At 57.0% G+C, this 11559-nt stretch carries 10 protein-coding genes; 1 reads left to right on the plus strand and 9 read right to left on the minus strand.

Annotated features, from left to right (window positions below; genetic code table 11):
- Positions 1-18 precede the first annotated feature (18 nt).
- Complete coding sequence (gap, locus tag QP904_RS00665; protein WP_200287485.1) at positions 19-1026, minus strand: type I glyceraldehyde-3-phosphate dehydrogenase; 1008 nt, start codon at positions 1024-1026, stop codon at positions 19-21.
- A 541-nt stretch (positions 1027-1567) separates the two neighbouring features.
- Between gap and QP904_RS00670 the strand changes: the two genes are divergently transcribed.
- Positions 1568-3214, plus strand: a complete 1647-nt coding sequence (locus tag QP904_RS00670; protein ID WP_200287483.1) for an L-lactate permease — start codon at positions 1568-1570, stop codon at positions 3212-3214.
- A 130-nt stretch (positions 3215-3344) separates the two neighbouring features.
- Here the strand turns inward: QP904_RS00670 and whiA are convergent, their stop codons facing one another.
- From whiA to QP904_RS00710, 8 genes are all read right to left on the minus strand, one after another.
- A complete protein-coding gene (gene whiA, locus QP904_RS00675) occupies positions 3345-4334 on the minus strand; it encodes a DNA-binding protein WhiA (protein WP_023021494.1) in 990 nt (329 codons plus the stop codon).
- A gap of 171 nt (positions 4335-4505) precedes the next feature.
- On the minus strand, positions 4506-5501 hold the full coding sequence (locus QP904_RS00680; RefSeq protein ID WP_200287481.1) for a gluconeogenesis factor YvcK family protein: 996 nt from the start codon (positions 5499-5501) through the stop codon (positions 4506-4508).
- Between the two features lie 23 nt (positions 5502-5524).
- Positions 5525-6406 carry an RNase adapter RapZ gene (rapZ, locus tag QP904_RS00685; RefSeq protein WP_200289037.1) on the minus strand — a complete coding sequence of 294 codons (882 nt, stop codon included), beginning with the start codon at positions 6404-6406 and terminating at the stop codon, positions 5525-5527.
- A 40-nt stretch (positions 6407-6446) separates the two neighbouring features.
- Positions 6447-8522, minus strand: coding sequence for an excinuclease ABC subunit UvrC (gene uvrC / locus QP904_RS00690; protein WP_200287479.1), 2076 nt, complete (start codon positions 8520-8522; stop codon positions 6447-6449).
- Between the two features lie 3 nt (positions 8523-8525).
- Positions 8526-9074, minus strand: a complete 549-nt coding sequence (locus tag QP904_RS00695; RefSeq protein ID WP_023021490.1) for a PH domain-containing protein — start codon at positions 9072-9074, stop codon at positions 8526-8528.
- 73 nt (positions 9075-9147) lie between these two features.
- The gene (gene ribH / locus QP904_RS00700; protein WP_023021489.1) at positions 9148-9627 is read right to left on the minus strand and encodes a 6,7-dimethyl-8-ribityllumazine synthase; all 480 of its coding nucleotides are present in this window, start codon (positions 9625-9627) and stop codon (positions 9148-9150) included.
- Between the two features lie 40 nt (positions 9628-9667).
- The gene (locus QP904_RS00705) at positions 9668-10930 is read right to left on the minus strand and encodes a bifunctional 3,4-dihydroxy-2-butanone-4-phosphate synthase/GTP cyclohydrolase II (RefSeq protein WP_023021488.1); all 1263 of its coding nucleotides are present in this window, start codon (positions 10928-10930) and stop codon (positions 9668-9670) included.
- An 11-nt stretch (positions 10931-10941) separates the two neighbouring features.
- A complete protein-coding gene (locus QP904_RS00710; RefSeq protein ID WP_239207663.1) occupies positions 10942-11556 on the minus strand; it encodes a riboflavin synthase in 615 nt (204 codons plus the stop codon).
- Positions 11557-11559: the final 3 nt, after the last annotated feature.

The raw sequence follows: 11559 nt of genomic DNA on the forward strand, positions 1-11559 counted from the left end.
TCTATTAAAGCTCTAAGTTTAGAGCTTGTCTGCCACCAGGCAAGTCATACGTACAAGCTGGGAGGTGTATCCCCACTCATTGTCGTACCAGCCCAGAACCTTAACGAGGTTGCCGTTGGAGACCTTGGTCATGCCGGAGTCAAAAATGCAGCCGTGCGGGGAGGTTACGATATCGGTGGAAACCAGCGGGTCCTCGGTATAAGCGAGGGTGTCCTTGAGCTCGCCTTCAGCAGCTTCCTTCAGGGCGGCGTTAATCTCTTCAACGGTTACGTCGCGGGAAGCGGTAAACGTCAGGTCGGTAGCAGAGCCGGTGATAACTGGAACACGCATGGCGTAGCCATCCAGCTTGCCTTCCAGCTCAGGCAGTACCAGGGAGACAGCCTTAGCTGCGCCGGTGGAGGTAGGCACCATATTTACAGCAGCGGCGCGGGCGCGGCGCGGATCCTTGTGCGGTGCGTCTTGGATGCGCTGGTCGCCGGTGTAGGCGTGGACGGTGGTCATCAAGCCCTTTTCGATGCCGAACTTGTCATTGAGGACCTTTGCCATCGGCGCCAGGCAGTTGGTGGTGCAGGATGCTGCGGAAATAACATTGTGGTTTGCCGGATCGTAGGTGTCAGAGTTAACGCCATAGACGAAGGTTCCGTCTACTTCCTTGCCCGGAGCAGAGATGATGACCTTCTTGGCGCCAGCCTCGAGGTGAGCCTTGGCGTCATTGCCATTGGTGAAACGGCCGGTGGACTCGATCACGAGGTCTACGTCGTATTCGCCCCACTTGAGCTGCTTCGGGTCCTTCTCCGCGGTGACCACGATGCGGTGACCATTAACCGTAATGGATTCATCATCATGGGTAATCTCGCCATCGAAGCGGCCCAGTACGGAGTCGTACTTGAGCAGGTTAGCCAACGTACCGTTATCGGTCAGGTCGTTTACTGCAACAACTTCGAGGTTGTTGTCGCCCTGAGCGACTGCACGGAAAAAGTTGCGGCCGATACGGCCAAAGCCATTGATACCTACGCGGATAGTCACTGTATTTCTCCTCAAAGAGTCGAGTAAATGTGCGTATGGGTATGTGCGCGGGCCCTTCGATATATTCGGTGCTTGAGAAGCGCCCGAGCGTTTTCCCTTACAGTGCCGATACTACCGAGCGTTTTTTAACAGTGCAGTGCCCTAGCAGCCTTGAGAACTATCGGATGACAGATTATCCAAAAGAGCGTACACTTTGCCGATCCTTTTTATTTCTCCGCCATAAACCCGCTGGATACGCCCGAACGCGTGGGTTTATGTGGCCTTGACGCTGTTAACGTGAAATATGTCACTGTATAGCTTCCAGGGTTACGCCCGCCTCTGTCCGGTCGGACATTTCCGAGCCTCAGTCCTGATGGCAATCAAGTCGACCGAATTGTTTTCGCCTCGACCATCACACGATATGCTTTCAATACTCACTGGCTCACATTCGCGTTTCAGTCCACTACATCTGTTCCAGCGCAATCGTTGGTCACCGTGAGAATGCTTCAGGTGCTCGTTGTTCTTCAACGGGCAGGACCACCGTAGAACCCAAGGACGTCTCTTGTTCGAAATTAATACCTCTGCTGTGGGTGACAGCCTCGGGCTTACCGCCCTGGTGGCGATTCTCCCTCTCATCGCATTCTTTATCATGCTGCTCGGCGTCAAAGCGCGCGCACACACTTCTGGCGCCGTCGCCCTCGCAGTATCCCTTCTTATCGCCATCGTAGGCTTTTCTATGCCGGTAGATATGGCCTTGTCCTCCGCCGTGCGCGGCGGCCTTTTCGGACTACTTCCCATTGTCTGGGTAATCATTACCGCAATCTGGTTTTATGAAATCACCGTCGCTTCAGGACGCTTCGAGGACCTTCGTAAAACCTTCGACCTTCTAGGCGATGGCGATATTCGCATCCAAGCAATTCTTATCGCCTTTTGCTTTGGCGGCTTGCTAGAGGCCCTCGCCGGCTTCGGCGCACCCGTAGCCATTACCGCGACCATGATTATGGCACTCGGTGTAAAGCCCCTACGCGCAGCAATCGTAGTGCTCATTGCTAATACGGCCCCGGTTGCTTTCGGCGCGGTGGGCATCCCAGTGACCACCGCTGGCGAGGTCGCTGGACGCAGCGCTGAACAAACCCATGATATTGCCGCACTTATCTCTTTGCAGGTGCTCATCATCGCCGCCGTCGTGCCTTTCTTGATCGCCTTTATTTTGGACGGTGTCCGCGGCGTCAAGGAAACTGCGCCGGCAGCCGCAGTGATTGGCGTTTCCTTTGCCTTGGCACAGTGGCTGGCCGCAACGTTCTTTGCTTACCAGCTCACCAATGTTATCGCCTGCATCGTTTCCCTGGGCTGTGCCTTTGCCTTCCTCCGAGTGTGGAAGCCTAAGGGTGTTAAGGAGCTGCGCGAGCGCCTCGAGCTGCCCGCCGCTGAGTCGACCACTGACCTGAATGGTCGCCGCATTTGGATGGCGCTACTTCCCTACGCTGTAGTAACTATTGTTTTTGCTGTTGCTACTGCGGCCCCAGCCATCTTTGGTTTCCTCAAGCTCCACTTTGCTTGGCCTTTGCTGGATGACGCGATTATCGACGCCGACGGCAACCTTATGGACACTAGCTTCAGCTTCAATGTCTTTGGTAACCCAGGTACGCTCCTGCTGCTCTCGGGCATTATCGTTGCGGTTGTCTACCACTTCTTTAATGAAAATGGCCGCTACAGTCTCAGCTTCGGGCAGCCGGTCAGCGCTTTTGGGGACGTCGCCAGCCGCATGAAGTTCTCGGCCCTCACCATCATTCTGGTGCTGGCATTGGCTTATACGATGAACTACTCCGGCCAAACGATTGCTATTGGTGAGTTCGTCTCTTCTGCGGGCGGCATCTTCGCACTCTTCGCTCCGGTACTGGGCTGGATTGGTACAGCGGTCACCGGCTCCGATACCTCCGCCAATGCCCTCTTCGCCAACCTGCAGGTAGCAGCGGCCGAGCGTATCAGCGTGAACCCGGACCTCATGCTGGCCGCTAATACCGCAGGCGGCGTTGTGGGCAAGATGATCTCCCCGCAGTCCCTCGCTATTGCGGCCACCGCTGTAAAGATGGAAGGCAAGGAGTCTGTCATCCTGAAAAACGTAGTGGGCTACTCCGTGGTCTTCTTGGCCGTTGTGTGCATCATCGTGTTCTTGATGACCAACGCCCTCGGATTCCTCGTTCCCTAGGCATTTAATTCTCCGCGGCTAGCTGGTTTCCCCACCAGCTAGCTATCACAGAGGAAACTCCCCGCAGTAGCGGCTACCGCTTAGGTATCCGCGCTGCGGGGAGTTGTGTATGTGCCGGTGATTGCGGCGTTTAGGACTCTTTGAAGAGGTCGTCGGTGATCGCTTGGTTAGTATCGGGGATATCAAGCTCTTCCGCTCGCTTATCGGCCATAGATAGCAAGCGGCGAATACGCCCGGCTACCGCATCTTTAGTCATGGGAGGCTCAGCCAAGCGGCCCAATTCTTCCAGCGAGGCCTCACGGTGCTGCACGCGCAGGCGTCCTGCATCAGCAAGGTGCTCGGGGACGTCATCACCAAGGATCTCCATCGCTCGGTCAACGCGGGCCGCCGCGGTGACTGCAGCACGAGCCGAGCGACGGAGATTTGCATCATCGAAATTGTCCAAGCGCCGGGACGTATCGTGCGCCTCTCGCTTGACGCGCTTCTTTTCCCAGCTTAATCGCGTCTCCTGAGCGCCCATACGGGTCAACAGTGCCCCAATGGCATCGCCATCGCGGACGACGACGCGGTCTTCCCCGCGAGTTTCCTTGGTTTTGGCAGAAATGCCCAAGCGGCGGGCGCAACCCACTAGGGCCAATGCCGCCTCCTGGCACGGGCACGTAACTTCAAGCGCAGAAGAACGACCCGGCTCCGTGAGGCTGCCATGGGCTAGGAAGGCTCCGCGCCACGCTGCTTCGCTATCAGCTACGGTGCCGGAAATGACCTGCGGGGGCAAACCCACTACCGCGTGGCCGGAGCGGGTAATAAGGCCGAGACGGCGCGTAAGTTCCTTCGCCCCGGTGGAAATGCGCACCGTAACTCGGGATTTCTTCGTGGTTCCTGCTGGGCCCGCTACGTGACTATCAGCGGAAATCCCATAAAGCTCATCGAGTGCAGCGATCACGCGCCGCGCAATAGCGTGGCTTTCTAATTCCAACTCATAGGCCATGTTGTCGCCGGAAATATCTAGCTCGCCGGCGAATCGCAGCATCGCGGCTAGTTCGGCAGCGCGAGCGGACTGGCGTGGCACAACGACAGCCGTCAATTCTTCTTTGACCTGGTCGGTCAATGGTGTGGTCACCTAGTTCGCCCCATTTCTTTTCTCACAGTCACAAGATATACGCACAGGCCAGGGCCACTATGCAAGGCCCGGTGCGGTGAAAGGATTTCTGCCATCATACCGCGCGCGCTCAGGCACCGCGCAGTGGGCCGAACCCGAACGACGCGAGCGATGGGACTTTGCCGAGATGTATCAGCTCCGGTTGGGATCGCCAGTGTTGCGATAGTCCGAATACAGGTCGAGGAGTGCCGCAGACAGCTTCTCCGGATCGTGTTTATTGATGCTCCGGCCATTGTCATCAACTTCGCTCACATCCGCGAACGTGGCACGGGCACCAAGGGACTGGGCGGCGCGCTGGATATACACGCGCTCACTATCAGTAGGCAAAGCCGCCCCGTCCACCAGAATGCGATCAATGCGCAAATCCGGAGCGTGCTGAGAAAGCACATGCAAATGGCGCTCTGCGGAAAAACCATGCGTTTCGCCCGGCTCGGCGGAAAGGTTTAAAACAACTACGCGCAGCGCATCAGACGCAGAAATGGCTTCCACGACCTCAGGCACGAGAGTATGTGGCAATACCGAACTAAACCAAGAACCCGGGCCAATAGTAATTAGGTCCGCGCGCTCAATGGCATCGAGGACATCCGGATTTGCTTTGGGGTTTTCCGGCACGATACGCACACGCCGGACTTGCCCCGGTGTGGAGGCAACCGCGACCTGCCCCCGGACTTGGCGCATGACACGGGGGTCGTCGTCAAGCCCGGCTACTTCCGCCTCAATCTCTAAGGCTTGGTTGACCACAGGGAATACCCGGCCCTGGGAATTAGTAAGCTCTGCGATGGTATCTAACGCGGCCTGGTAATCACCGAGCACCTCGGTCAACCCTGCAATCATTAGATTGCCCACCGCATGCCCCGCCATTGCACCGGTGCCTCTAAAACGGTGCTGCAAGGTACGCGCCCAGAGGTCACCCACCGGATCACTATTAGCCAACGCAGCTAGCGCCATGCGCAGATCTCCAGGCGGGATTATTTCTAGCTCGCGGCGCAATCGGCCGGAGGAGCCACCATCATCTGCAACAGTAACAATGGCGGAAATGTCGCCTGCTCCGCTCAATCGGGCGGACAAAAGAGTCTGATAAAGTCCATGGCCGCCTCCTAGGCAGACCATGTGTGAAGGATTGGTCATAAAAGCGTTAAAACTCCTGCGCTCTAGCCTCGAGCAATATCCCTGTGCAAGGTGCTGACGTCCAAAGTGTCATTGTCCCGCAACCGTGCCGCAATAGCCTCTGCTACGGCAACGGAGCGGTGATGGCCACCCGTACAGCCCACGCCTAAAGTTATGAAATTCTTCCCTTCGTGCCGGTAACCATCCAGCATGGTGGAAAACATCCTTATGAAATTATCCACGAATTCCTGTGCCGCTGGCTGTGAGAGCACATACTGAGCAACCGGCTCATCCGTGCCACGGTATCTACGCAGCTCCGGTACCCAATAGGGATTGGGTAGGAAACGCACATCAACCACCAAATCTGCATCGCGGGGTGAACCATTTTTAAACCCAAAGGATTCAACGGTCACATGCTGCTTTTCATTTTGCATCTCACCAAACGCCGCCTCAATAGCACGGCGGAGATCATGAATGGATAGGTTGGTGGTGTCAATGATGATGTCCGCATGAGCTCGCACGTCTGCTACTGCTTGACGTTCGCGTTGGATGCCTACTTTGAGTGTGTCGCCCTCTTGCAACGGGTGGGTGCGGCGTACTGAATCAAAACGACGAATGAGCACGTCATCACGAGCATCCAAAAAGAGCACGGTGGGCTTCATATTTAATTCCGTGAGCTCTTCCATAATCTCTAGCAGAGACCCTGGAAACATGCGCGAGCGCACATCCGTTACGGCAGCAACCTTACCCACCGGAGTTTCTTCCTGATTGCACAGCTTAAGCAGATCCACAATGGCGCGAGGCGGAATATTATGGGCCACATAGTAGCCCTTATCCTCAAATACTTTGGCAGCGGAACTCAACCCGCCGCCGGACATGCCGGTTATCAAAATGGGTGGAGTTTCGAAATGCGTCATGACTTTCAGTCTAGCGCTTTAGGATTCGCCGCTTCTAGGAGAATGCCGCTTATTTAGCCGCAGAACCGTGCAAATTCTCGTACACGGTCTGGGCAAGCTTTGGCCCAAAGCCATCAACCTCACAGATCTCTTCCACCGTGGCGGCCTTGAGCTTTTTCACCGAGCCAAAATACTTCACCAGATCGGTGCGCCGCTGCGGACCTAGGCCCGGAACTGAGTCGAGTACTGAAGAGCGCATTCGCTTAGAGCGCTGCTGCCGGTGATATGTAATGGCGAAGCGGTGCGCTTCATCGCGAATTTGCTGCAGGAGAAATAGAGCTTGCGAGTTTCGCGGCAAAATGACCGGCTCATCATCGCCGGGAACCCAGATTTCTTCGAGGCGCTTAGCCAGGCCCACCAAGGTCACATCCACGATGCCTAACTCATCGAATACTTCTTGAGCTGCGGCAACCTGGGGTGCGCCGCCATCCACAATGAAAAGCTGCGGTGGATACGCAAAGCGACGGCCTGCCTCGGCAGATTCTTCCGCCACTTTTTCTTCCGCGAAAGAGGACTCTTCTACTTCCTCATCCGGTTGGGCCAGCTTGTCTTCCTTATAGCGCTTAAACCGACGGCGAGTGACTTCTGCGATAGATCCGACGTCATCAGAGCGGCCATCGCCCGCTGCCTCTTTAATGCGGTAGCGCCTATAGTCCGACTTCTTGGGCAAACCATCTTCAAAAACAACCAAAGAAGCAACCACATCTGTGCCCTGAATATGGGAGATATCGGTACATTCGATGCGCAATGGGGCTTGCTCCATGCCCAAAGCCTCTTGAATATCTTGCAAAGCCGCCGACCGGGCGGTGAGGTCTCCCACCCGCTTGAGCTTGTGCTGGCGCAACTGCTCCTTGGCGTTTTTCTCCACCGTGGCCATGAGCTGCTTTTTATCGCCGCGCTGGGGAACGCGCAGGTCCACCTGGGCGCCACGCAGTTCCTCTAAGAGGGCGACGACCTGATCGGGTTCATCCGGCAGGGCCTGCACCAAAATTTGGCGTGGGATGACTTGGACACGGCGGGACTTCATGTGCGATTCCTGGTCCACCCCGCGCCGTTTTACGTCCGCAGCAAGCGCGGCGTCCTCGCGCGCCTCCTGCTTCTCTCGCTCCATTGCATCCGAATAGAACTGGATGAGGAAGTTTTGTACCAATGCCGGCAGCGCGGGATCAGGCTGGCCTTCTTCCAAGGGCTCAGAGCTAGCTTGGTCACCGGCTCGTTCTACTACCCACCCGCGCTGCCCGCGGATGCGTCCGTCACGCACATGGAAGATCTGCACCGCTGCTTCGAGTTCATCCGAGTTAAAAGCAATGAGATCGGCATCTGTACCGTCGGTGAAGACCACGGCCTGTTGCTCCATGATCTTGTCAATAGCGCCCAAGTCATCGCGTAGGCGTGCGGCGCGTTCGAACTCTAGATTCTCGGCGGCCTGCTCCATGTCATGGGTGAGTTTGCGGCGGACTGCACCGGTGTTTCCATTCATGAATGAAACGAGTTCATTGACGGTATCCCGGTGTTCTTCCTTGCTTACCCTGCCGATGCAGGGGGCATCGCATTTGCCGATGTAGCCCAATAAACACGGCCGCCCAAGGCGCTCGTGCCTGTTATAAACGCCCTTCGAACAGGTGCGCATGGGGAAGACGCGGGTGAGCAGGTCTAGGCTTTCGCGCACGGCCCAAGCATGGGAATACGGGCCGAAGTAGCGCACGCCCTTGCGGCGAGGGCCGCGGTAGAAAAAGGCGCGAGGAACTGTTTCTCCGACCGAAACCGCGAGCATAGGATAGGTTTTATCGTCGCGGTACATGACGTTGAAGTGGGGATCAAAGCGCTTAATCCACGTGTACTCCAACTGCAAGGCTTCTACCTCGCTGGCCACTACCGTCCATTCCACGGAATTGGCCGTGAGCACCATTTGGCGTGTGCGCGGGTGCAGCTGAGTAATGTCCTGAAAATAGTTCGATAGTCTCGCGCGCAGATTCTTGGCTTTGCCCACGTAGATTACGCGGCGGTTTTCATCGCGGAACTTATAGACGCCCGGGTCAGTGGGAATGGTTCCCGGAGCCGGGCGGTAGGTAGTGGGGTCAGCCAATTGTTAATCCTGTGGCATGTACTTAGCTTCCACGTCGCGGAAGCGGCGGACGTTGTCGATGACGGTGTCTTTATCACCAGACTGCAAAGCCCAGACGGGAACGAACTCGAACTCGGGAAGCTCAAGACGCGCCATACGTTGGCCCACGGGGAAGGACAGCCCATAGACCACCTGCCAGGGATAAAAGCGGGTACCCACAATATTGCGGACCTCTACCCCATCCTCATTGGCGCGCAGGCGCGGCCGGTTAAGGGCAACCCAAGACAAAATGGAAATAAGGAGGCCCACGCCGGGAAAGGCGAATTTGTCAATGGTGGTGACATGCGCGCCGGTAAAAGACACATCCAAGGTGATTCCCATGAAGATATGGATAGCCATAACGAGGATCACCCAGCCGATTGCCACCTTACGCAAAAAGGGCGAGGTCGCCTTAAACTCCCACGGCTTAGACGTTGTCTGGGCAAAGGGATCGGCACTGGTATAGGCCAATACTTCGGCGTCGCTAAGCTGCCGGCTTCGCTGCGGATTCTTTGGGGCCTGCGCCTCGTTCATGTGCATACTCCTCTGGAACACCCCACAGTCCATCGTGGTGATCTAGCGTGGGGCGCTGACGCATTGCTAAAAGTTACTTATCTGCTGCGTTTAGTCTACGCAACTGCAGGGCGGTATCTAAAGCCGCCATCATTGCCTCGGCGCCCTTGTTTTCTGCCGAGTCTGCAAAGCCGGCGCGATCAATGGCCTGCTGCTGGTCATTGACGGTAAGGACGCCGTTCGCTACCGGGGTGGATTCATCGAGCGCGATGCGGGTAAGCGCCTGGGTAACCGAGTCACAGACGTAGTCAAAATGCGGCGTTCCCCCACGGATAACGCAGCCCAATGCCACCACTGCATCGTATGCGCGGGCGGCCGCCTGGACAACAACGCCAAGTTCCAAGGCGCCAACTACGCGGTACTCGGCAACCTCGGCGCCATTTTCCGTAGCGGTCTCTACCGCTTGGGCGTGGAGCTGATCGCAGATCTCCGCGTTCCATGTCGCAGTCACCACGGCAACGCGCAGTCCACTGCCATCTACCTGGGCAATTTCGGGTAGGCCTTCTTTACTCATTTCTTTCCTTTCGCGTGATCTCCACAGAGCTACTAAAGATCTACTTATGCGCCTCATCCCACTGGGCAACCTGCGGAAGATCGTGGCCCATGCGGTCGCGCTTCGTACGCAGATATTCAATATTATCCGCATGCGCCGGGGTTGCTAGCGGGGTGTGATGACCTGCATCCACACCAAAACCGCTCAGGCCTTCGCCCTTATGTGGGTTATTAGTCAGCAGGTTCGCGGACTCTATGCCAAGATCACGCAGGATCTGGCCGGCTACGGAATACTCGCGTGCGTCTTCGGGCAGGCCCTGTTCTAGGTTGGCATCGACGGTGTCCATGCCAGAATCCTGCAGCCGGTATGCCTCCAACTTATGCAACAGACCAATGCCACGGCCTTCCTGACCGCGCAAGTAGATAACCACGCCGTTGCCTTCCTGACTGATACGGCGCATGGACTCATGTAGTTGCGGACCGCAATCGCAGCGCCGCGAGCCGAAGGCATCACCGGTCAGGCATTCCGAATGGACTCGCACCATGACCTCACGCGCGCCGCGCAGTTCGGCGGGATCGCCTGCCACCAACGCGACATGCTCCTGTCCATCTATTTCATGGCGATAGCCAATGGCGGTGAAATGACCATACTCGGTGGGAAGCTGGGTGCTTACCTGGCGAATGACCTGGTTCTCATTATGGCGGCGCCACTCGATGAGCTGTGCAATAGAGATCATGGACAGGCCGTGCTTATCTGCGAAGCGGCGCAGCTCTGGCGACCGTGCCATGTCCGTGGGGTCATCCTCAGAAACGATCTCACACAGCACACCGGCTGGGCGCAGGCCCGCCAATCGGGCAAGGTCAATGGAAGCCTCCGTATGGCCATCACGCTCTAGAACACCACCAGGGCGCGCGCACAACGGCACCACGTGACCCGGGCGGGTGAATTCGCCCGGCGTGGTATCAGGGTTTGCTAGCCGGCGAATAGTTGCTGCCCGCGAGGTCGCAGAAATACCGGTACTACCCGTAGCTGCGTCCACCGTCACCGTATAAGCGGTGCCGCGCACATCCTCGTTGACCGCCAACATCGGCGGTAGATTCAGGCGGTTACAATCTTCTGGCAACAATGGTGCGCAGATATATCCAGAAGAGTAGCGCACCATAAAGGCCACCAGTTCCGGGGTGGCTAGCTCAGCGGCGAAAATCAGGTCGCCTTCATTTTCGCGATCCTCGTCATCGATAACAACTACCGGCTTACCAGCGGCGATATCCGCTATGGCCTGCTCAATGGAATCAAGACGGATACAATTATCACTCGCGCTCATAAGGTAGCAGTCTAGTCCTTGCCCTCAGGGGTTAGCGCTTCGGGGTGAAGCATCTTTTCTACGTACTTGGCCAGCACATCCACCTCGAGGTTGACTTCTCCTCCAACTGGCAATGCACCGTGAATAGTGTCCCGCAAAGTGGTGGGGATAAGGGATACTTCGAACCAGTCCGGCCCCACGGCGCTAACAGTCAGCGAGGTGCCGCTAACGGCAATTGAGCCTTTTTCTACGACGTACCGGGCAAGCTCGGTGGGCAAGCTAAACCGGAGGATATCCCAGTTCTCGGAGGTAGTCCGGCTCTGCAGCGTCGCGGTGCCATCCACGTGTCCTTGCATGATGTGACCGCCTAGCCGGGTGGTAGGCAGCAATGCCGGTTCCACATTGACCGAATCGCCCTCAGCTAGGCGGCCCAAAGCTGTCCGGTCGAGGGACTCCTGCATCACATCTGCGCAAAATATATCTCCAGATAGATCCGCCACGGTGAGGCATACGCCATCGATAGCAATGGAATCCCCCAGTGCAGCCTCCGCGACGGTGCGCGGGGCGCGAATGCTCAAGCGCAAGGCGTCCGCGTGCGGTTCCATACCGGCTACGGTGCCCAACTCTTGTACTAGCCCAGTAAACACATC

Source organism: Corynebacterium nasorum, from assembly GCF_030229765.1.
GTDB lineage: Bacteria > Actinomycetota > Actinomycetes > Mycobacteriales > Mycobacteriaceae > Corynebacterium > Corynebacterium kefirresidentii.